Below are 20,782 nucleotides of genomic sequence, written 5' to 3'. Positions count from 1 at the left end.
TCAAACAAGCGAAGGGTCACACGTCCGGGTGCGAGGCCCTTTTTCAGCCAGCTTGCTGGAAGTGTAGCAGACCCACGGTGAGCTTGGAAACATCCTCGGACTTGATGACAAAGACACGTCCTGGCGCCGAAGCGAGCGAAGCATAACGACTCTGGCTGTCCGGTCCCTTCGCAGACACATTCAGCGTCATCGCATCGCCGGCAGCCGTTTGGATGGTGAAGGACTGCTGCGGAGCATCCAGGCCATAATCGGCCGGTCGAGCGCCGTCGTAGGCGACGAATCGCGCCGCGCGCAGATCGCGCAGCGTGCCGCAAAACTGGGCGATCTTCGTGGCATCGACGGCGAACGTTTCCTCACCTCGGAGGCGCCAGTTCTCGCCGACTTTTTCAAACAGGAAGTTGGCGCTGCCGTCGCTGCGGAGGCGGGTGACGTCCGACGGCTCGAAGGAAACGAGCCGCGTCGAGAAGAATTCGGCTTCCAGGTTCTGAATGACGCGCGCGTCGATCTCGCAGATGCGGTCGCCGCCTTCTGCCATGGCAAAGACGCGTTCCCCGTCCGCTTCCCTCGCGAGAAGCACCACGTGGCGTTCGATCGGCTGCGCCGGCGGCTCGACGGGCTGACTGGTCTGGGTGCTCGGAGGCGGCGCGGGGGCTTGTGTCGATACGACGGCACGAACCGCGGGCTTGTCCAGCCCCAGTTTCTTGGCGTCGGCCGCCAGCCCGATCACGCGGCGGCCCCGGAGGTTGGACAGATCGGCCAGGGCCGCGTTGAGGATGCCCTGTTCGCAATCGCCCTGAATCGGCGAGAGGAACTTCCACGCGCCATCCTGTTTCGCCAATTTGAGCGTCCGGCCGTCACGGGTAATCTCAAACTCCACAACGTGATCGCGCGTGAAGCGGACGAGATCGCGACTCCAGAAGGAGAGGGGTCCGGCGGCGAGCTCATCCGCCACTTTCGCGGGGATGACCGCGATCGCCATGTCCTGCTCGTTTCGTGCGTAGGCGCCGGTCTTGCTCGGCGTGTATTGTCCGATGGACAGCCGAACCGGCTCGACCTGGCCTTCCAGCGTCAGAACGATTCGAGCGCGGGGCGCATCGAAACCCATCACCGGGGTCGGCGTCGTCTCGAAGCCGACGGCCTTCAGCTCGCGCAGGTTCTTGAGCAGCTCCTCGACCGCGGCGTATTCGGCGGGGCGTGCCGGCTCGACGGGCGTGGCCGGCTCCAGTTCCCACTGGGCGGCGGCATTTTTGACGAGCGTGACGGACGTCTGACCCGATGTATAGACTATTTTCTGTGGATTGCGGCCGGCCAGCGAGACGATCGTCTTGTCGCGCAGTTCATCCAGAGGCCGTTGCAGGTCTTTCACGTTGCTTTGCGCCACGTTGAAGACCGAGGGCAAAGCCGGCTCGAGCAGGCGCGCGAAGACCATTTCATCGGCGACGCCGCCCAGCGCCAGCTTGAACGTGTGCGTCTCCACGTCGAATTGCGGCTCGGACGGCGCGGAAGCCGGCGCCGTCGTCGGCTGCGGGCGCGGCGTCTTTTTCTCGGTGACGATCGTCACGACGGTTCGCGGGTTCTCCAGCCCGTAAGGCCGCAGGTTTTTCGCTTCATCGTCGACGAACTTGCTCACGTTGAGGTTCGACGCGGCCGCCAGAATTCGATTGACAACGAGCCGGTCGGCGCGGGCCTTGTACGGCGCGTCGATGTTCCAGTTCTCACCCTCGCGAACCAGCGTGTACGTCGGATCGCCCTGAAGCTCGATCCGCACCGCGTCGGATTGCGCGAAGTCCGTCAGGCGCTTGCCGCGATACTCGGCGAGGCCCTTGCGCAATTCGGCGGAGACATCCGTATCAACGAGATAGATCGTGTCGTCGCCCTGCTTCTGGACATACGTCTTGGCCGACAGCGCCTGCCGCGCGCCGATCTTGAGGATCGCCGTCCGCCCCTCCCCATCTTTCAGCGTCACGGTGCGAACCGGACTGGCCAAGCCCGACATCTGCTCGGTCGGCCGTTCGGCATCGCCCGCGGGAAACGCGCGGCTGTAGCGCATTTCCTTGTACATCGTGGTACTCATCGTCACGGCGTTGTAGTCGGCCGGGCCGGGAACCGGAGAAGACATGGTCGCCTTGCCGGTCTCAATGGTGAACTTGAGCGGCGCAGCCGATCCGGACGATGCGACCTCGAACTCCCGAATCTCGCCCAGCGGCGGGTCGATCAGTCGCTTCGGACCGGCCGCTTCCTCGAGACCGGTCGGCGGTTTGCTCGTCGACGTTGCCCACCACAGGCCGATGACGGCCAAGCCCAATACCAGTACCAAACCGATTGTCGTATTGCGATTCATGGCTGCCTTAAGCGTGTCTTCTCTTGATTCGGAACTTTTCAGGACGATTGCCTCGCCAATCCCCAGTCGCCGCGAGCGCCGCGGATCAGCGACGACGAACCGACCAGAGGATCACACCCGGAAGAAAGACGGCCGCCGGCCAGATTCCCCAGACAAACGCCTGGATGAGTTTGCGCCGGGCCGGTTCGATCGGCTCGACCCGGGGGACCGGCACCGGACCGCGCGCGATCCATTGCGGTTCGTTGATCAACCAGTACAAGGCGTTCACGAAGAGGTCCACGTTCTCCGAAGGGGGCGGATCCAGCTTGAGGGTTTCGCCCTCGGACCAGACAGGCTGCGAAAGAAAATCATCCCGCAACGACGCGCCGAACCCGCACACGACGATGCGGCCCTTCTCTTTGTCGCCATCTTTTCGCTCGGCGGCAGCCATGAGGTTGAACGGACCATGCGGCGGCATGGCCTTGACGGTGACGCGCCCCTGGGCGGTCGGATCCTGAACCTTGTCGATGATCTCCATGAGCATGTCGATGTTGGCGGCGATGTAGTTTTCGCTGTCCGAGACGCCGACGATCCGGGATGCGGTGACCCCGGCAGGCAGTTTGTCACTCAAGTTGACGAGGCAGGCATCCTGCACCAGGAAGCGCGTGCCGGTCATCGGATTGCCGATGGGGTGATCGGTGAAGCCGCCGACGGGCATGTGGATGAACTTGCGCGGCACGACCTGGAAGCTGTTGGCGGCCTTCACGTCGGGCTGAATCCAGACGACGCGCTGCGAGTTGTCGACCGCGATGCCCCAGTCGTTCGAGAGGATGGGACCGTAGCCATAGGGCGGCGAAATCGGCGGGCCGCCGAACATGCCGCCAGAGGTGATTTCCCAGCTCGCGAGGAACAGGACGCGGGCGTTGTCATCGAGCAGTTGCTTGATGCGCAATCGCTCCGGCTCGCCGAAGTTTTTCTCGCCGGGCTGCGGGCCGAAGGGCGACTGCTGCGCCGGCGGAGGCGGAGGAAGACAGACGTATACAGGTTGCGTGCCTTCCTCGGCCTTGGGCGATTCCGGCGTGGTCGCCATGTTCCAGTCCACCACCTTGAAATTGGAGGACTCCAGGCGCTTGCGCAGCTCCGACAATCGATTGGACGGCACCCAGCTTTGCGGCGGGGGCGGCATGAACTGGTTGCGCTGGGGCGGCGGGGGCGGTTCGAAAAACGTGAGGATCACCGTCGCGAACGGCTTCTCGCGCATCAGCCCCAGCAACGCCGACGACAATGCCGAGTCACCGTTGAAGCTTCGCGCCGTTTCGGCGGCGGTTCCCTTCCCCGCGATGCTTTCCCGCACCGGCCAGACCTCGTTGAACCCGACCAACCGCAAGCGGCCCTGATACTCGACGATGATCGAGTTTTCTTCCTTGAGCGTGTCGGCCATGGAGCCCAGCTTCAATTCCGGCAGCGCGGCGAACTTGCCATCCAGCGCGGTGACCGCTTCCAGCTTGTCGCCGAACAGGCTTCCCCCCGCGGCGGCATCGAGAAACGCCTTCGACGCAGGATCGACGGTCGCCAGGCGGTCGCACAGATCGGTCAGCAGCTTTCGACACGATTCGGCATTCTGCTCCATGATCTGAACGTTCTGCCGCGCACCGCGAAGCGCCTCGTTGAGTTGATCGGGCTTGTTGGAATCAATCACGCCCAGAATGACCAGCCGCGCCTTGCTCAAGGTTTGGCTGGCTTGCTGCAACACATCGCCGACGTCCATCCGCGCCGTCAGAGGCCCCATCTTGACCGAAGCGGCCCAGCTCAAGTGCTGCGTCGCAGCGGGATACATGCGGGCGAAGGCGTCGACCTTTCGCACAAGGCCTTCGAGGTCGGCGCCGACCTTCACGCCTGCATCGGCAAACGATTTCAGGGCCGCGGGAATGTCCTTCGGGAACGGCGCCGCGTCATCGCCGACGGCCTCGCGCAGCGGCGTGATCATGGCCACGAGGTCCTCCGCGACTTTGCGAAGGGTCGCGATGTTCCGCGCGCCGGGCTGCGAAGCGTCTTTGCCGAGATCCGACAGGTCTCGCATGCGCTTGGTGATCAACTCGAGATGGCCTTTCACCTCGCCCAGCGCGGTCTTGGCCTTGTCGACGGCATCCTTGTACTTGGGAATCCCGCCGGCGGGGGTCAACTCCGCGACTTCCTCTTTCACTTTTTTCAGCGTCTCGGCGTCGGCCTTGAGCGTCGTGAAGACACTCGTGAAGACCGGAAAGTCCGACAGCCAGCTTTGGCCGCTGACGAGCTGCCCGGCCTCGGCGACGCGCTGCTCGATGACGGCGAGCAGTTCCGCCCGCAGTTTCTCAAACTCCGCCAGCGCCGCCTTGTGCTGATCGGCTTCGCCGGAAAATTTTTCGCTCAAATGCGCGACGAGCTTTTCGCGTTGCATCGGACTGGTCACGAGCGTCGCGCGGACGGCCGGGCTGTACCGCTGCATCTCATCGAAGTATTCCTGCGTGCGCGAGACGTAGTTGCGCTGGACTTCGTCGTCCTCGCCGGAACGATAGAGCATTGAAAACGTCACGTCGCCCTTGAGGCCGTCGAGGATGCTCCGGGTGCGATCGCTCAAGCCGTAGTTGCCGGTCGACGTGATGTCGTGCCGATAGCTCTTTTTGGCCGCGATCATGTTGACCACGACGAGAATCGCCGCCGCGACGATCACGGCCAGGACGACGTTGGCCCCGATGGAGAATCGCTGCGCGAAGGAGCCTTCGCGCGCGTCCGATGCTGTGTTGCTTACCGCCATCTGCGCGACTCCAGAACCTTGACCGCCAGGAACAGGAAAAACAGCGTGGCGGCGATGAAGAAAACAATCGATTGCGTGTCGAAGAGGCCCTTGCTGAAATCCTCAAAATGATGCAGCACGTTGACGTAGCTCAACGTCGTACGCCAGTCGCCGCCGGCCAAACCCGCGAAGTAATCGACGGCCGTCGTCAGCAGGCCGAGCAACGCGATGCCCACCAGCGCCGCGACCAGTTGATAGCGCGTGATGGCGCTGGCGAACAGGCCGACCGACACATAGAACGACCCCAGGAGGAACATGCCGAGATACCCGTACAAAATCGCGCCCAGATCGCGCCCGCCATGCATCATCAGGATGATCGCATAAACGGCGGTGCTCACCATCAGCGCGGCAAAGAAGGCCATGATGCCGAGGAATTTGCCGAGGACGACTTCGACATCGGTGACCGGGGCGGTCATCAGCGCTTCGATCGTGCCGGAAGCGAATTCGTCCGCCAGCAGCCGCATGGTCAGCATCGGCACAGCAAAGATGAGCAGGATGGCGATGCCGTCGAAGAGCACGCGCATCGTTGCCTCGCCGCCTTCGACCAATGTGCGCGTCATGAACAAGTAGCCCGTCGCAAAGAGAAACACCGCGGCGACGATGTACGCCACGGGCGAGTAGAAGCTCGCCGCCAGTTCGCGCTGGGCCAGGGGAACCACGTTTCGCATTACGCCTGCACCTCCCGCCGCGCGGCCTTCTGCTCCTGCGCCTGCTGCGCGACGATCTGCACGAAGAACTCTTCCAGGCTGCCTACCTCAAGCCGCAGCTCGCGCAGGCTCCAGCCCTTTTGCTTCACCACTTTGAAAATCTCCTCGCGCGGGTCGCTGTTGCCGCGCGACTCGATCGTCACCCGGTGCCAGCCGTTGTCCGACTCGCGCGAGACCCGGCTCACGCCGTCGACCGCACTCAATGCTGATTCGATTTCCTTCTCCGGCCCGGAGACTTCGGCAATCAGCCGCGAACCGCCTCGGATGCGCTCTTTCAACTCCGCCGGCGAGCCGCTCGCCACGATCCGCCCGCCGGCAATGATGATCGTCCGCTGACAAGTCGCCTCCACTTCGGGAAGAATGTGGCTGGACAGCAGCACGGTGTGCCGCTTGGCGAGATGTTGAATCAGATTGCGCGTTTCGCGGATCTGAGTCGGGTCCAGGCCGATCGTCGGCTCGTCGAGAATCAGCACCTTGGGGTCGTGCAGCAGCGCATCGGCCAGCCCCACACGCTGCTTCATGCCCTTGCTCAACTGGTGAATCGGTCGGTCGATGAAATCGCCCAGCCAGCAGGTCTCGGCGACGCGCTGAATCGCGCTGGCCCGCGCGCCGCGATCCAGCCCGCGAATTTTCCCGCGGAAGGTCAGGTACTCCCGCACCCGCATGTTCATGTCCAGCGGCGTGCTCTCGGGCAGGTAGCCGACGATGCGCCGGACGGCGAGCGATTCGGTGAAGACATCGTGCCCGCCGATCGAGGCGCTGCCGCTGGTCGCCGGCATGTAGCACGTCAGGATGCGCATCGTCGTCGTCTTGCCCGCGCCGTTGGGGCCGAGGAATCCGACGATCTCGCCCTCCTCGATGGAGAACGAGATGCCGTTCACGGCCTTGCGCTGCCCGTACTGTTTGGTGAGGTTCTGTACGCGAATCATGTCACGTCCAATACCAGTTTGGGTGATGATGCCCGCGCGAAGAAACAACCCGGCGGGCATCGCTCGTCAATCGGCCAATAGTTTTGTCATCCCTTGCGGCGCGCGCCAAGTGTTACATCTGCGGGCACCAACGCCGTTCACGGCAGGTTCCAAAGTCCACCTGATCGCTCTCTCTGGCCCGTCTGCTCCCTGCGACTGCCGCCTCCAACTCGCGGAATATGCGACATTTAACTCACCGACGCAAGACCGATTCAGCGGGGGAATTCGGTCGCAAAACAGCCGCCGATTCACGAGGTTTACGATCTTGTTACAGCGTCGTACCCAATCTGCGAAGCCAGTACGCCACGCGCGGCTCGCTTGCCGAACCGATCCAACCGGGCGATACTTCCCCCCGCCTCGCCATCGAACGGAGTCGACTTCCATGCGATGGTTTGATTTCCCCGCCACGTTTCGCGGCCATTTTGTCACTTCGATCCTTCTGGGCGTGTTGATCGCCGGCGCGCCGGGTTGCTCCACGCTGAATCTCGGGCAGTTCCTTGGCGGGGGTGGTGGCGGCGGTTCGTTCGGCCTGCTCATCAACTCGAACTTTGCCAGCAATGTCCTCGGCGGAATCAATCTCGCCGATGGTTCCAGCGCGTTCGCCTTCGGCAGCTTTCAACCCGACGGTCGCATCGACGACATCACCGGTGCAGTCTTCACCGATCCCGACGGAAACGTGACCCAGCTTGAACTTGACGGCGGACTGCCGAGCAAGGCCCTCGGACCGGACGGCAGCCGCATCGAGGTGATTTACACCGAGCGAACGGCCACGCGGCTGAAGGGCACGGCGACGCTGACGTTCGCCGCGCTGGACGACGCGGACAAGGTTCAGACGATTTCATTCGACGCCGACCTGGCGGGGGCGGCGGAGCAACTCGCGCAGGAGATCAAGACGCTGCTGGGGCTGGAGGTCTCCGACGAAGCGCCGCCCGAAGACCCCGGCGGGCGGTTCAAGCGCACCGACAGCGGACCGACTGCCTCGGACGTGTCACGGCTTGTCGCCGGACGTGACATCGCCACGGTCGTGCGGAACGTCGCCGGCAAGGACGCCGCCACGGCGCAGCTCATCGCGCTCTTCTGGGGGCCGACGTACATCTACGCGTTCGCCAGCCTCGGCTACGTCATGGTGCAGCTCATGGGCAAGATCGTCGGCGTGGTCGTGGAAGCACTTGTGAACGTCGTCATCGGCCTGACCCGCGCGATCGTCACGGCCATGTTCACGCCGTTCGTGCTGATGGGCGAATTGCTCCGCCAGGCGGTGAATCAGCCGTTGATCGTGCTGGCGTTGATCCACGGCCAGAACGCCGGGGGCATCTGGGTGCCGCCCGCGCCGGACCTGTAATGGCGAAACGTCGAAACGCTGAATCCGGGCCGCCGCAGTCATGCGGCGGAATCGAACCGAGCCGCGACCGCCAGGGAGCGGGTTCCGCTCTCGTGCCACTGCTTGAAGCAGTGGCACACCACAAGCTGTTTCAAAACTCCCTCTCCCTTCCAGGGAGAGGGTTGGGGTGAGGGTGAATCATTTCGTTTGAACCACTTTTCCCCCTCACCTGACCTCTCCCCCAAGGGGGGAGGAGTTTTGAAACCGGTTCCAGGCAACCTACTACGCCGCGGGTATGCAACGCAGCATTGCGATTGCACTGCGCCGTGACTTAGCATGGCGTTCTGATCGTGATCCTGCGAAACGAGGTGCCCAGTGCCGCCGAAACTCATTCCGTATATCCTTCCGCCGCGCGACGAGGCGTGGCAATTGCAGCGCGGTCGCGAACTTCTAGCGGAATTGGAAGCGCGCCGAAGCTGCCGCGATTTTTCACCGAAGCCCGTGCCGCGCGAGGTGCTGGAACTGGCGCTGGCCGCCGGGCACAGCGCGCCGTCGGGGGCCAATCGCAAGCCGTGGCGGTTCGTGGCCATCGATGACCCGTTCATCAAACGCGAGATTCGCATCGCGGCGGAGGCCGAGGAACGCGAGAGTTACGACCATCGAATGCCGCAGGAATGGCTCGACGCGCTGGAGCCGATCGGCACCACATGGGAGAAGCCGTTTCTGGAGATCGCCCCGTGGCTCGTTGTGCTGTTTCGTGTGGACTGGGAGGAGGCGGGCGGCCGGCGGCTGAAGAACTATTACCCGATTGAGAGCACAGGCCTGGCGGCGGGGTTTTTCCTGATGGCGTGTCACGCGATGGGGCTGGCGACGCTGACGCACACGCCCAGCCCGATGACGTTTCTTCGCGACATTTGTCGCAGACCGGAAAGCGAGAAGCCGTACCTGCTCATCCCCGTGGGCTATCCGGCGGAGAACTGCCATGTGCCGGACCTCGTGAAGAAACCGCTGACGGACGCCGTGCAGTGGAATCGTTGAGCATTGCGCAGCAGCGGCTGGCCCCGTTACAATCCCTCCGCATGGCGGAAGGCGATAAACCCCCTCTCACGCTCATCGGCAGCGGGCTGGCCGGCGCGCTGCTCGCCGCGCACCTCGGCCAGGCCGGATACGAACTCGATCTTTACGAACGGCGGCCCGATCCGCACGCGGGGAATCTCGTCGGCGGCCGGTCGATCAACCTCGCCCTGTCCACGCGCGGCATCGACGCCCTCGCGCGCATCGGAATCGCCGATGACGTTCTCCGGAGCGCCATCCCGATGCGCGGTCGCATGATTCACACGCTCGGCGGCCAGACCCTCTTCCAGCCCTACGACAAGGACCCGTCGCGCTGCATCAACTCCATTGGTCGCGGCGTGCTGAACACCATCGCCCTCGACGCGGCACGGAAGCATCCCGGCGTGCGCGTGCATTTCAACCATCGCTGCATCGACGTGGACCTCGACGCCCCCCGGGCGCGCCTTGTCAATACCGAGACAAATGAAGTAATCCTGTCAACGGGGCGGATCGTCATCGGCGTCGACGGAGCATATTCCGCCGTGCGCGGATCGATGCAGAAATTGAATCGCTTTGACTACTCCCAAAGCTATCTCCACCACGGCTACAAGGAACTGACCATTCCCCCCGCCGCCGGCGGCGGCTTCGCGATGGAAAAGCACGCCTTGCACATCTGGCCGCGGCACAGCTTCATGATGATCGCCCTGCCGAACCCGGACGGATCCTTCACCTGCACGCTCTTCTGGCCGTTTGAGGGTCCGTCGAGTTTCGCGGCGGTCCGCACCGACGACGACGTGCGGCGGTTCTTCGATGCGCAATTTCCCGACGCCGTGCCGTTGATGCCGGCGCTGCTGAAGGACTTTCGCGACAATCCCATCGGCTCGATGGTCACGGTGCGCTGCGCTCCGTGGCACCATCGCGACAAGGTCGCGCTGGTCGGCGATGCCTGCCACGCCGTCGTGCCGTTCTACGGGCAGGGGATGAACGCGGCCTTCGAGGACTGCGTTGCCCTGACCGAGTGCATGGAGCGTTTCGCGCCGGATTACGGGCGCGCGTTCGCCGAGTACGAAGCGCTTCGCAAGCCGAACACCGACGCGCTGGCGGATCTGGCGATTGAGAATTTTATCGAGATGCGGGACAAAACCGCGTCCCGCGCTTTTCACGCCAGGAAAAAACTGGAGCGGACGCTGCACAAGCTGTTTCCGGGCTGGTACACGCCGCTCTACACCATGGTCAGCTTCACGAGGATCCCGTATGCCGAGGCGCGGCGCAAGGCGCGGGCGCAGGATCAGGCCATCGTGCTCGCAGCGATCGGGCTGGTCGTCGTGCTGGCCCTGCTTGCCTGCATCCTGGTGCTGGCCACCTGACCAATTGGAGGTCGCCCGATGTCGCTTACCTATACGAGCTATCTGGAACTGGAGAAGCTCCTCGCGCTTCAGCAGCCGCGGTCCAGCCCGCCGGAGCATGACGAGATGCTGTTCATCGTCGTGCATCAAGTCTACGAGCTTTGGTTCAAGCAACTCCTGCACGAACTGGACAAGATCAAGCGCGACTTCTCCTCGAACGATCTGTACGGCGCGATCCACACTTTCAAACGCGCTCGCACGGTGATGAAAACCCTCGTCGGCCAGCTCGACATCCTCGAAACCATGACGCCGATGTCGTTCAGCAGCTTTCGCGATCGGCTGGAGACGGCCTCTGGCTTTCAGTCGGCGCAATTCCGGGAGCTGGAGTTCGCCCTCGGCTACAAGCGCCGCGACATGGACTTCGCCGCGCTGTACGGCAAGGACACCGCCGGCTACGCAGCCGTCGTTCGCCGCCTCGGCGAGCGGAGCGTCATTGATCATTTCTATGATTTTCTGGAACAGCGGGGAGCAACCATCCCGCTCGAGTTGAAACGTCGCGATGTGACGCAGAGCAACGCGCCCGACGAGCGCGTGCAGGCCGCTCTGCTGGACCTGTACCGCCGGGCGAAGGACGTCGCCATCCTGTTCGAGCTGATGACCGATTTCGATGAGGGCTTGCAGGAATGGCGCTACCGCCACGTGAAACTCGTCGAGCGCACGATCGGCAACAAGAAAGGCACCGGCGGCAGCCTCGGCGTTGAGTTTCTCAAGCGGTCGCTCTTCCATCCGGTGTTTCACGATCTGTGGGCGATCCGGCATCAGCTTTGAACGACCTGCGCCGATTCGTCGAAGCGGCCGCGCGGCGCGCGGGCCGAATCGCGCGGTATAATCCCGTTGCGGCGTCGTGGATCGCGCCGCGCCACCGCCGTGAAGAAGCCCTACGAAAAGGAATTGCCATGACCCAGGCCTGCACGCAATTCTCGGTGTTTCTGGTCAACAAGCCCGGCATCCTCTCGCAGATCTGCGATGAGTTGGCACACAGCAAGATCAACCTCATCGCGTTGACGTTGATGGACAGCATCGAGCACGGCGTGTTTCGGTTCGTCGCGGAAGACGTGGTCAAATCGCGCGCGGTGCTCAAGCGGCTGAACATCCCCACGACCGAGACCGAAGTCCTGATGGCCGAGATGCCGAATCGGCCCGGTGCGCTGGCCGATCTGTGCGCCCGGCTCAATTCCAACCATGTCAGCATTAAATATGCCTACGTGACGAGCGGTGCACGCGGCGGACGGACGATCGGCATCTTCAAAGTGGACAATCTGCAAAAAGCCCTGAAGCTCATCGCGCCGAAGAAGACGGCCCTGCGCGAGAAGCCCGATGGCCGGTGGAATAAATCGGTCAGTCGGCGCTAACGCGCCGGCCCGTCGGCCCCCGCAAGGGTTTGTTGCGCGGAGTCAAACGATGCGTCGTCGCGCATCGACCCGATGGGATATCCCACGGCCCCCTGCAACTCTGATCGGCGCAGCGGATCAGCCCAATGCAACAACGCGTTTAGCACAACCGCGCCCTTCGCCCCGGTTCGCATTTCATAATCCGCCACCATTCGATCGCGAATCTCGTACAACCCCCACCAAAGCTTCAGCTGCTTGATATCGGTGTGGCTCATGACCACGACGCGCGGCGACGCGATCGCACGGCGCACGGCGTCGTCCAACTGGCCATCCAGCATGTCCCCCAGGTACGGCCGTTTCCAAAGCGGCGGTCCGAATGCACGGCCGTCGGACAGGGCAAAGATCACGCGCCAATCATCGCCGGCCAGCTTTATCGCCTCGCGGCGCAGATCGGCCGGGGTGCGTCGGCGGCCGTCGATGGTGAACGAATACGCTGTGTCGCGCATCGTCGCTTTCCAGGCCGGCAGGTAATTGTTGGCCAGCAGGGCGTCGTTCGTAAACTGAATCGCGGCGTTGTAGGCGTTGATGTAATAGGCAAGTTGATGATCGCGCGCGGCGAACAGGCGCGGCGTGAGCTGCGGGCCGATTTCCGCGAGCATTGACAGAAAGCGGTGCAGCCGCCGGCGTTGTGCCGCAGCTCCGGCACGGTCAATGCCCTGATCCGTCGCCGCCGACGAGAGAAACGCCCCCCAGTCCGACCAGTCGACGCGATCGGCCCAGGCGGCGCGCCGGGTGGTGTCGACGCCGAGCGATTCGCCGCTGAATTCAACGCGCGCGGGCACGCAGCCCGCGCAGAGCGGCAACAGGTACACCGCCAATCGGCAAACCCGCACCGCTGTTTTTCCCATCGATGAACCGCCAACCTCGAAATGCAGCTCATTCCGGTCGTTCGAACAGCACGCTAAGCCCCTGTCCTACGCCGACGCACAGCGTCGCCAGCCCGCGCCGCGCCTTGCGACGGACCATTTCGCGCGCCAGCGTCCCGGCCAGACGCGCCCCGCTGCAACCCAACGGGTGACCCAGCGCGATCGCGCCGCCATTCACGTTCACCTTCGCCGCGTCCAGCCCCAGCTCGCGCACGCACGCCAGCGCCTGCGCCGCGAATGCCTCGTTCAGTTCGATCAAATCAAGTTCACCGACGCTCCACCCCGCGCGGGTCAGCGCTTTCTTTGTCGCCGGGATCGGACCGAGGCCCATGCACGACGGATCAACCCCGGCCGACGCCGACGCACGGACCACCACCAGCGGCTTGTGCCCGAGTCGTTTCGCCGTCTCCGCTTCCATCAGCAGCAGCCCTGCCGCGCCGTCATTCAAACCCGAACTGTTCCCGGCCGTCACCGTGCCGCCTTCGCGAAAGGCCGGCTTGAGCTTCGCCAGATCGGCCAGCGTCGTCTCGGGCCGCGGGTGCTCGTCCACTGATACGATCGTCTTTTTACCGCGGCCCAAGTCGATCTCCACCGGCACGATTTCCTCGGCCAGCCGACCGGCGTTGATCGCCGCCGCCGCGCGTTGCTGACTCTGCAACGCGAAGGCGTCCTGATCCTCGCGCGAAATCCTATATCGCTCGGCCACGTTCTCGGCCGTCTCACCCATGCTGAACGGCTGGTACCGCGCCGCCAGTTTCGGATTGGTCATCCGCCAGCCCAGCGTCGTATCGTACATCGTCTGATTGCCGCGCACGAACGCCTCGTCCGGCTTGGGCAGCACCAGCGGCGCGCGGCTCATCGACTCGCAGCCGCCGGCGATGAACACGTCGCCGTGACCCGCCTCGATCATCCGCGCGCTGATCGCCACTGCCTCCAACCCGCTCGCGCAGAGCCGATTCACCGTCGTGCCCGGCACGCTGTCGGGCAAACCGGCCAGCAGCACGGCCATTCGCGCCGCGTTGCGATTGTCCTCCCCGGCCTGGTTGGCCGCGCCCCAGTAGACGTCGTCGATCAGGACGGGATCCAGTTTCGTGCGCGCGACCAGTTCGCGGATGACGATCGCGCCAAGATCATCGGGCCGCACCGGCGCCAGCGCGCCGCGATGGCGACCGATGGGCGTGCGGATGGTGTCAACAACGACGGCGTATCGCATGGGGACGCTTCAGGACAACAAAAGACAACTATGTGGCACCGGCGTCTCGCCGGGGAGGTACGTTTTGTTCCAGCGCGTTTCAAATCACGGCACCCAGGCGCGTCGCCCGGGCCGCAATCACCGTGCAGCCCTCACAGCGAATGATACAGAAACCCGTGCGCCGTCTTCTCGCCGAGGTGGCCGGCGCGGACCAGTTCATCCAGCAGCGGATTCGGGGCGTAGCGCTCATCGCCGCCGGTCTCCTTGAAGAATTCCGACAACAACGCCTGAACCACGTCCAGCCCGACGAAGTCCGCCAGCGCCAGCGGCCCCTGCGGATAGGCAAACCCAAGTTCCATCGTCAGGTTCACGTCACGCGCCAGGGCGATCGTGTTCGCCACGTGCGCCGCTTCATTGACGACGGCCGTCCACACGCGGGCGAAGAGCCACATGGCGCGGTCGGCAGGCTTGTCGAGCACCTTGGCAAGTTCCGACACGGCCGCGCTGGGCTTCCAGCCGGATGTCGATTTCGGCCGGCTCTCATACGCCGGGACCGGATCGCCGTTGGAGTAATCGTAAAAACCGCAGCCGGTCTTGCGGCCGAGCTTGCCGGACTGCACCAATTTTTGCTGAATGGCGTTCGGCGCGAACCGGGCGGGCCTGTTGAAGTCGTTGTAAACCGACTCGGTCACCTTGAGATTGATGTCCAGCCCGATGAGATCGAGCAGTTCAAACGCGCCCATTTTGAAATCGCCAACGGACTTGAGCGCCGAATCGATCGTGCGGATGTCGCCCTCGCCCGTCTCCAGCAGGCGCAGCGCTTCGAGATAAAAGGGGCGATTGACGCGGTTGCCGATGAAACCGGGCGAATCCTTCACCTTGACCGCGGTCTTGTCCAGCTTGGCGCAGACCGCGCGAGCATCGACCACCGATTGCGCGCTGGTCTGCGGCGCCTGCACCAGCTCGATCAGTTGCATCACCGGGGCCGGGTTGAAAAAATGCAGCCCCAGCACGCGATCGGCGTGCTTCAACCCTTCGGCGATTTTAGCGATCGACAGGCTCGACGTGTTCGACGCGCGCAGCACCTTCGCCGGCAACTTGTCCAACTCGGCAAAGATCTTCTTTTTCAGCGCGAGGTCTTCCGGCGCCGCCTCGATCACGCACTCGGCATCGGAGAAGGCATCGTACCCTTTGCAGACGTGCAGCCTCGCGGCGATCTCGTCGCGCTCGCGCGAAGAAATCCGCCCCTTCGACACGCTCGAATCCAGCCGCTCGCGGATCTTCCCGAACGCCTGTTCCACCAGCTTCGGATCGGTATCGGTGCACATCACCTTGAAACCGCCCGCCGCGGCGGCGTGCGCAATCCCACCGCCCATCGTCCCTGCACCGATCACACCCAACACGCGTTCGTTACTCACCAGTGAACTCCGGAGCCCGCTTTTCAATAAATGCCTTCACACCCTCGGCGTAATCCCGCGTCTGACCCGCCGTGCCCTGCAACAACGCCTCGGATTCCAACTGACCGTCCAGATCGCGCGACAACCCCGCCAGCATCGCCCGCTTGGTCAGCGACAGGCCCTTCGTCGCCGACCGCGCCAGCGCCGTGGCCAGCTCGCGCGTCGCCTTCTCCAATTCCTCCGGAGCGGCCACCCGATTGACCAAACCCCATTGTAAGGCCGTTTCCGCCGGAATGGGATCACCGATCCAGGCGATCTCCAGGGCACGAGACAACCCTACCAAACGCGGCAAAATCCACGTCATTCCGCTATCCGGAACCAGCCCGATTTTGGAAAAGGCGCTGACAAATTTCGCCTTTGCCGACGCGATCCGCAGATCGCACGACAGGGCCAAGCTCCACCCCGCCCCGGCCGCCACGCCGTTCACGCTGGCGATCGTCGGGATGGCCAGACTCGCCATGGCCGAGACGATCGGGTTGTATCGGCGGCGCAGCGCCGCGGTAAAGTCAAAGGCCCCCTCGCGCGACTGAACGCTCTTGAGATCCTGCCCCGCGCAGAACGCGCGGCCCGCGCCGGTCAGCACGAGGCAGCGCACGGCGCGGTCCTTTGCGACGGCCTTCAGTTCGGCCTGCAACTCGCTCGTGACGCGGTCATCGATGGCGTTCAGATCGTCGGGGCGGTTGAGCGTGATCGTGCGTACGCCGTCGGCGTCGGCGACCAGGATTGTTTCGTAGGACTTCGTAGACATGGAGGGGATTGTGGATGAATTCCAGGCTGTTTGCAAATGAAAGCGGTCATGCAGATGCTGCGGATGCAGATGCAGAACAGTTCAAAGGTTCAAGGGTTCAAAGGTGCACGGGCTAGCGGTAACTCGTTAAGGGGTTGGTCGGTCAGGTGCCTGGTCTTCGGATGTGGCGTCCTCCGTTGAATTCCGTGTGTATGGCGACTTGGGTGCGAACTTGCCTAACAGTGCCTGCAATTCTTTGGAGAGCGGCCTTTCCCGTGGGCGATGTTTCGGTCCTTGCATTCCGGAGGTACGCACATAGGTAATCAGATTCGCAAGCATGGCACTGATGCGACGCGAATTGTCTTTCAGCCGATCATGCGTTGCCTGATCAATGTAGTGCTGGTCGCACGCGATCATGAGTTGAGCGCGGACCTCACCGCATGAACCTTTGGCAATATAAAGGTATTGCACCAACTCGGCGTTGCTGCCTCGCTCGTATCCTTCGGCGATGTTTGAGATAACCGAAACAGCGGCTCGGCGTATCTGATCCACGAGACCGAAATCACGCGAGAAGGTCCCCTCGCGCGTCAGTCGGTATATTTCGTTGGCCTGTGTTCGGGCATTTTGATAAACGGCGAGGTCTTCAAAGTTTCGAACCTTGTCACCCATAAACCCTTGAACCCTTAAACCCTTGAACCTTTGAACCTTTGATCCCTTGACTTTCGCCCTACCGCCCCGTGTACGTCGGCTTTCTCTTCTCGACAAACGCCTTCATGCCCTCTTTCTGATCCTCCGTCGCAAACAGCATGTAGAACAATTTCCGCTCGTATTCCAGCCCGTCCGACAGGCCCGTCTCGAATGCCCGCAGCACCGCTTCCTTCGCCACGCGCGTCGCCACCGGCGATTTCTCCGCGATCTGCTGCGCCAACGCCAGCGTCTCCTTCAGGTACGACTTTACCGGCCACACATGCGTCACCAACCCCAGTCGCAGCGCCTCGTTCGCGTCGAAGAACCGCCCCGTCAGAATCAACTCCATCGCCCGGTATTTCCCCACCACTTTGCTCAATCGCTGCGTGCCGCCCGCCCCCGGCATCACGCCGAGATTGATCTCCGGCTGGCCGAACTTCGCCGTCTCGCTGGCCGTGATGATGTCGCAGTGCATCGCCAGCTCACAGCCTCCGCCCAGGCAGAACCCGCTCACCGCCGCGATGATCGGCGTACGCACGCGCTTGATCCGCTCCCACCGCGCGAGGTTGTTCCGCTCGTACATGTCCATCACGCTGGCCTCGGCCATCTCCTTGATGTCCGCACCGGCCGCGAACGCCTTGTCGCTGCCCGTCAGCACGATGCAATGCACGGATCGATCGCCGTCCAGCGATTCCATCAGCGTGATCAACCGATCCATCGTTGGAATGTTCAAGGCGTTCAGCACGTCCGGCCGGTTCAGCCGCAGGACGGCCACCGCACCCTCTTTTTCGAGTAATACGAAATCGTCCGACATGATGCGCTCCGGATAGCAAAGCGCCGCGGAGGCGGCGCTTGCGAAAGGTTGAATAACGGCGGATAAATCAGGCTACGCCCCGCCGCGGAAAGGAGCATTTCTAATGAAACTTCGCAAACTCGGCAACACCGGCCTCTACGTCTCCGAACTGTGCCTCGGCGCCATGAACTTCGGCATGGCCGACTGGGGAATCGACGAGCCAGCCAGCCGCGCCATCATCCATGCCTACCTCGACGCCGGCGGCAACTTCATCGACACCGCCGACGTCTATTCCAAGGGCGTCAGCGAGGAAATCTGTGCCCGAGCGATTCAGGGGCAGCGTGATCGGCTCATCATCGCGACCAAGGGGCACTTCCCGGTAGTCAGGAAGTTCGGCGAGCCGCCCGAACACGTGAACGCGACCGGCTCCTCGCGCCGGCACCTGACGGCCGCGCTCGATGCCTCGCTGCGCCGGTTGCAGACCGACTACATCGACCTTTACCAGGTCCATTGCTGGGACGACCACACGCCGATTCACGAGACGCTTAGCACGCTGGACAACTTCGTGAAGCAGGGCAAAGTGCGCTACGTCGGTCTGTCGAATTTCGATGCCTGGCACATCGCCGAGGCTCGGCAGCTTTGCATTCGATTCAACTGGGAGCCGTTCGTCACGGCGCAGATGCAGTACAGCCTCGTCTGCCGTGACATTGAGACAGCCGTAGTACCTGTGTGTCAGCGTTACGGAATCGGAATCCTCCCGTGGAGCCCGCTCGGCGGCGGCGTCTTGAGCGGAAAGTACCAGCGAGACGGCACCGGGCCGAGCGGCTCGCGCTTCGGCGCCATGCCCGACGAGCCGAACAGCTGGCGGCGGCAGTTCGTCAATCAGCGCAACATGGACATCGCCGACGCGGTGAGGGCAATCGCACAGAAGCACAAGATCGTTTCGGCCGCGATCCCCGGCAGCCCGAATCTGTCCGCCGTCGCGCTGGCGTGGCTGCTGACGCGGCCGATGGTCTCGAGCATCATCGTCGGGCCGAAGAGCGTGACGCAATGGAAGGACAACCACGCCGCGTGCGAGCTGACGCTCTCGCCGGACGACCTCACCGCGCTGGACCGCGCCAGCGCCTTGCCGCCGACGTATCCGCATCAATTCATTTCCAAAACGGCGAGAAATTCGGCTGGTCACTAATTCGAGAAACCAAGTTCGCGGCTTGCCGTCGCGGGGTCGAAGTGCCGGCGGGCGCCGGTATCAAGTTGCAGCACCAGGCCGCTCTGCGGATGCACGTCGAGGATCACGCCGGTGAACAATTGACCGTTCTCGCGCAGCGTGACGCGTGCGCCGAGATCCGCGCTGCGTGCCCGCCACTGGTCGGCAAGTTCGCCATCGCTGATCGTCGAATCGCGCCGCACGAGCGCGTCCAGCTCGTTCAACACGGCGATCGCAACGGCTTCGCGATCAATCGCATGCCTGGATTCCAGTTCCAGCGAGGTCGCTCGATCGCGCAGCTCCGGCGGAAAATGCCCGGCGTGCTGGAGACAGTTGATTCCGATTCCAATGGCCACGGCCCAGCAGTCCGGTTTCACGCTCCGCGCTTCGACCAGCACACCCGCCAGTTTTTTCGGCCCAACGTACACGTCGTTCGGCCAACGAATCACCGAATCGACATCCGTCGTCGATGCCACCGCACGTGCCACCGCCACGCCGCCCGCCATCACCAGCCGCACCGGCGACGGTGGTAGACGCGATTCGCATAACAGCACCGTCATCGCCAGGCTCGCGCCACGCGGCGAATGCCAGGTTCGCCCCAGCCGACCGCGACCGGCAGTCTGATGCTCCGCGAAAACGACCGTTCCATCGGCGGCGCCGCCATCGCGCGGCGCGAGCACGGCGAGCGCGTATTCATTCGTGCTGTCAAGTTCGTCAAACACGAGAACGCGGCGACCGACGCGAACGCGCTTCGTCCCCGCGGCGATTCGATCGGCATCCATGCGATGAGGAATCACTCGGCATCCAGCCCCAGATCGAGAATCGGCGCCGAATGCGTAATGGCCCCGACACTGATTCGCTCCACACCGGCTTCGGCGATGGCCCGAACCGTCTGGAGCGTCGCACCACCGCTGGCCTCCAACTCCACTTTGCCGCGCAGGCCGGCCCGATCGCGCAGCGCGACGGCCTCACGCAGGCGAGGCGGATCGAAATTGTCCAGCAGGATCACGTCGATCCCCACAACCTTGAACAACTCCGCCGCCTGCTCAAGGGAATCGCACTCCACCTCCACAAACGCCGGCGTCGACGGCAGCAGCGGCAGGCGATTGAGCATGTCAAACACGCAATGCGCCAGCCGCTCGGTCGGGATGCCTGCGAGATGATTGTCTTTAATCAACACGGCGTCGTACAACCCGATACGATGGTTGTGACCGCCGCCGCAACGCACCGCGTACTTCTCCAGGTCGCGCAAGCCCGGCGTCGTCTTGCGGGTGTCGTAAATCTTCGCGCCGGTGCCTGCGACTTCGCTCACGTACCGCGCCGTCAGCGTCGACACGCCCGACAAATGTTGCAGCAGGTTGAGCATCGTGCGCTCCGCCGCCAGCATCTGTCCCACGCGTCCGCGAAATCGCGCGAGCGCCTCTCCCGCTTCAACCGCATGGGTCGGAGGCTTGGAAGTCACCCAGTCCAGCCGAACCGCGGGCGCGAGAACTTCCAGCATCTCCGGCAACAACGCCGCGCCGCAGAAACGCCCCCCTTGCCGCGCGCGCAACACCCAGCGCCCCTCGGCGAGCAGCGTTGTCTCCGGCAGCAAGCAAGTCGTGATGTCGCCATGCTCGCCGAGGTCTTCCTCGCGCGCGAGTTCCAGAAGCCTTTTTAATCTATCTCGATTAATTCCGACATGGGCCGACATGAATCCCGCACCTCTCGTGCCTGGCGCCGCACCACGCCTCGGGAACTTTTTCGTTGGCCTGACACTTCCCGGCGCGGTACCTTTGCTTGTCGGCATCGGTTGTCACCGATCGGCCGCACTGCTTCCTGGTCATTCATTCTAACGCAATGTCCGAAGGAGGG

Annotated in this window: 18 protein-coding genes; 6 read left to right on the top strand and 12 right to left on the bottom strand. The window is 63.4% G+C overall.

The window, feature by feature from the left end; translation table 11 throughout:
- Positions 1 to 43: 43 nt before the first annotated feature.
- The 4 genes from HRU71_13775 to HRU71_13760 form a co-directional block, all read right to left on the bottom strand.
- Complete coding sequence (locus HRU71_13775) at positions 44 to 2,341, bottom strand: DUF4340 domain-containing protein (protein ID QOJ04493.1); 2,298 nt, start codon at positions 2,339 to 2,341, stop codon at positions 44 to 46.
- Between the two features lie 85 nt (positions 2,342 to 2,426).
- Positions 2,427 to 5,114 carry a hypothetical protein gene (locus HRU71_13770; protein ID QOJ04492.1) on the bottom strand — a complete coding sequence of 896 codons (2,688 nt, stop codon included), beginning with the start codon at positions 5,112 to 5,114 and terminating at the stop codon, positions 2,427 to 2,429.
- A complete protein-coding gene (locus HRU71_13765; protein ID QOJ04491.1) occupies positions 5,105 to 5,821 on the bottom strand; it encodes an ABC transporter permease subunit in 717 nt (238 codons plus the stop codon). Before HRU71_13765 ends, HRU71_13770 begins: the two co-directional genes overlap by 10 nt.
- Positions 5,821 to 6,789, bottom strand: a complete 969-nt coding sequence (locus HRU71_13760) for an ATP-binding cassette domain-containing protein (protein ID QOJ04490.1) — start codon at positions 6,787 to 6,789, stop codon at positions 5,821 to 5,823. The genes HRU71_13765 and HRU71_13760 overlap by 1 nt, the downstream gene beginning before the upstream one ends.
- A gap of 421 nt (positions 6,790 to 7,210) precedes the next feature.
- On the opposite strand from HRU71_13760, the gene HRU71_13755 reads away from it, so the two are divergent.
- The 5 genes from HRU71_13755 (at position 7,211) to HRU71_13735 (ending at position 11,960) form a co-directional block, all read left to right on the top strand.
- Positions 7,211 to 8,170, top strand: coding sequence for a hypothetical protein (locus HRU71_13755; protein QOJ04489.1), 960 nt, complete (start codon positions 7,211 to 7,213; stop codon positions 8,168 to 8,170).
- A 369-nt stretch (positions 8,171 to 8,539) separates the two neighbouring features.
- Positions 8,540 to 9,187, top strand: coding sequence for a nitroreductase family protein (locus tag HRU71_13750; GenBank protein ID QOJ05017.1), 648 nt, complete (start codon positions 8,540 to 8,542; stop codon positions 9,185 to 9,187).
- A gap of 41 nt (positions 9,188 to 9,228) precedes the next feature.
- Positions 9,229 to 10,569 carry an FAD-dependent monooxygenase gene (locus HRU71_13745; protein QOJ04488.1) on the top strand — a complete coding sequence of 447 codons (1,341 nt, stop codon included), beginning with the start codon at positions 9,229 to 9,231 and terminating at the stop codon, positions 10,567 to 10,569.
- Between the two features lie 18 nt (positions 10,570 to 10,587).
- On the top strand, positions 10,588 to 11,376 hold the full coding sequence (locus HRU71_13740) for a tryptophan 2,3-dioxygenase (protein QOJ04487.1): 789 nt from the start codon (positions 10,588 to 10,590) through the stop codon (positions 11,374 to 11,376).
- Between the two features lie 128 nt (positions 11,377 to 11,504).
- Positions 11,505 to 11,960, top strand: coding sequence for an ACT domain-containing protein (locus HRU71_13735; protein QOJ04486.1), 456 nt, complete (start codon positions 11,505 to 11,507; stop codon positions 11,958 to 11,960).
- Here the strand turns inward: HRU71_13735 and HRU71_13730 are convergent.
- From HRU71_13730 to HRU71_13705, 6 genes are all read right to left on the bottom strand, one after another.
- On the bottom strand, positions 11,957 to 12,847 hold the full coding sequence (locus tag HRU71_13730) for a DUF547 domain-containing protein (protein QOJ04485.1): 891 nt from the start codon (positions 12,845 to 12,847) through the stop codon (positions 11,957 to 11,959). The two genes, HRU71_13735 and HRU71_13730, sit on opposite strands and share 4 nt — an antisense overlap.
- A 28-nt stretch (positions 12,848 to 12,875) precedes the next feature.
- Positions 12,876 to 14,078 (bottom strand): acetyl-CoA C-acyltransferase, encoded by a 1,203-nt coding sequence (locus HRU71_13725; protein ID QOJ04484.1) that lies wholly within the window; start codon positions 14,076 to 14,078, stop codon positions 12,876 to 12,878.
- Between the two features lie 131 nt (positions 14,079 to 14,209).
- Complete coding sequence (locus HRU71_13720) at positions 14,210 to 15,475, bottom strand: 3-hydroxybutyryl-CoA dehydrogenase (protein QOJ04483.1); 1,266 nt, start codon at positions 15,473 to 15,475, stop codon at positions 14,210 to 14,212.
- On the bottom strand, positions 15,468 to 16,262 hold the full coding sequence (locus HRU71_13715; GenBank protein QOJ04482.1) for an enoyl-CoA hydratase/isomerase family protein: 795 nt from the start codon (positions 16,260 to 16,262) through the stop codon (positions 15,468 to 15,470). Before HRU71_13715 ends, HRU71_13720 begins: the two co-directional genes overlap by 8 nt.
- A gap of 126 nt (positions 16,263 to 16,388) precedes the next feature.
- On the bottom strand, positions 16,389 to 16,910 hold the full coding sequence (locus tag HRU71_13710; GenBank protein QOJ04481.1) for a four helix bundle protein: 522 nt from the start codon (positions 16,908 to 16,910) through the stop codon (positions 16,389 to 16,391).
- Between the two features lie 58 nt (positions 16,911 to 16,968).
- A complete protein-coding gene (locus HRU71_13705) occupies positions 16,969 to 17,742 on the bottom strand; it encodes an enoyl-CoA hydratase/isomerase family protein (protein ID QOJ04480.1) in 774 nt (257 codons plus the stop codon).
- A gap of 103 nt (positions 17,743 to 17,845) precedes the next feature.
- Here HRU71_13705 and HRU71_13700 point away from each other — a divergent pair, with 103 nt between their 5' ends.
- Positions 17,846 to 18,910 (top strand): aldo/keto reductase, encoded by a 1,065-nt coding sequence (locus HRU71_13700; protein QOJ04479.1) that lies wholly within the window; start codon positions 17,846 to 17,848, stop codon positions 18,908 to 18,910.
- Here the strand turns inward: HRU71_13700 and HRU71_13695 are convergent.
- Complete coding sequence (locus tag HRU71_13695) at positions 18,907 to 19,710, bottom strand: biotin--[acetyl-CoA-carboxylase] ligase (GenBank protein ID QOJ04478.1); 804 nt, start codon at positions 19,708 to 19,710, stop codon at positions 18,907 to 18,909. The two genes, HRU71_13700 and HRU71_13695, sit on opposite strands and share 4 nt — an antisense overlap.
- Before the next feature lie 11 nt (positions 19,711 to 19,721).
- Positions 19,722 to 20,621 carry a carboxylating nicotinate-nucleotide diphosphorylase gene (nadC, locus tag HRU71_13690; protein QOJ04477.1) on the bottom strand — a complete coding sequence of 300 codons (900 nt, stop codon included), beginning with the start codon at positions 20,619 to 20,621 and terminating at the stop codon, positions 19,722 to 19,724.
- Positions 20,622 to 20,782 lie beyond the last annotated feature (161 nt).

The sequence above is a fragment of the Planctomycetia bacterium genome, assembly GCA_015200345.1.
In the GTDB taxonomy this organism is placed as follows: domain Bacteria; phylum Planctomycetota; class Phycisphaerae; order UBA1845; family UTPLA1; genus PLA3.
The sequence above is the reverse complement of the archived record's forward strand: the minus strand, read 5'-3'. Positions and strand labels throughout refer to the sequence as shown.

What these genes read in the sequence shown, in the direction of transcription:
- HRU71_13775 (QOJ04493.1), bottom strand. Translation starts at nt 2,341, where the DNA reads ATGAATCGCAATACGACAATCGGTTTGGTACTGGTATTGGGCTTGGCC.
- HRU71_13770 (QOJ04492.1), bottom strand. Translation starts at nt 5,114, where the DNA reads ATGGCGGTAAGCAACACAGCATCGGACGCGCGCGAAGGCTCCTTCGCG.
- HRU71_13765 (QOJ04491.1), bottom strand. Translation starts at nt 5,821, where the DNA reads ATGCGAAACGTGGTTCCCCTGGCCCAGCGCGAACTGGCGGCGAGCTTC.
- HRU71_13760 (QOJ04490.1), bottom strand. Translation starts at nt 6,789, where the DNA reads ATGATTCGCGTACAGAACCTCACCAAACAGTACGGGCAGCGCAAGGCC.
- HRU71_13755 (QOJ04489.1), top strand. Translation starts at nt 7,211, where the DNA reads ATGCGATGGTTTGATTTCCCCGCCACGTTTCGCGGCCATTTTGTCACT.
- HRU71_13745 (QOJ04488.1), top strand. Translation starts at nt 9,229, where the DNA reads ATGGCGGAAGGCGATAAACCCCCTCTCACGCTCATCGGCAGCGGGCTG.
- HRU71_13740 (QOJ04487.1), top strand. Translation starts at nt 10,588, where the DNA reads ATGTCGCTTACCTATACGAGCTATCTGGAACTGGAGAAGCTCCTCGCG.
- HRU71_13735 (QOJ04486.1), top strand. Translation starts at nt 11,505, where the DNA reads ATGACCCAGGCCTGCACGCAATTCTCGGTGTTTCTGGTCAACAAGCCC.
- HRU71_13730 (QOJ04485.1), bottom strand. Translation starts at nt 12,847, where the DNA reads ATGGGAAAAACAGCGGTGCGGGTTTGCCGATTGGCGGTGTACCTGTTG.
- HRU71_13725 (QOJ04484.1), bottom strand. Translation starts at nt 14,078, where the DNA reads ATGCGATACGCCGTCGTTGTTGACACCATCCGCACGCCCATCGGTCGC.
- HRU71_13715 (QOJ04482.1), bottom strand. Translation starts at nt 16,262, where the DNA reads ATGTCTACGAAGTCCTACGAAACAATCCTGGTCGCCGACGCCGACGGC.
- HRU71_13710 (QOJ04481.1), bottom strand. Translation starts at nt 16,910, where the DNA reads ATGGGTGACAAGGTTCGAAACTTTGAAGACCTCGCCGTTTATCAAAAT.
- HRU71_13705 (QOJ04480.1), bottom strand. Translation starts at nt 17,742, where the DNA reads ATGTCGGACGATTTCGTATTACTCGAAAAAGAGGGTGCGGTGGCCGTC.
- HRU71_13700 (QOJ04479.1), top strand. Translation starts at nt 17,846, where the DNA reads ATGAAACTTCGCAAACTCGGCAACACCGGCCTCTACGTCTCCGAACTG.
- HRU71_13695 (QOJ04478.1), bottom strand. Translation starts at nt 19,710, where the DNA reads ATGGATGCCGATCGAATCGCCGCGGGGACGAAGCGCGTTCGCGTCGGT.
- nadC (QOJ04477.1), bottom strand. Translation starts at nt 20,621, where the DNA reads ATGTCGGCCCATGTCGGAATTAATCGAGATAGATTAAAAAGGCTTCTG.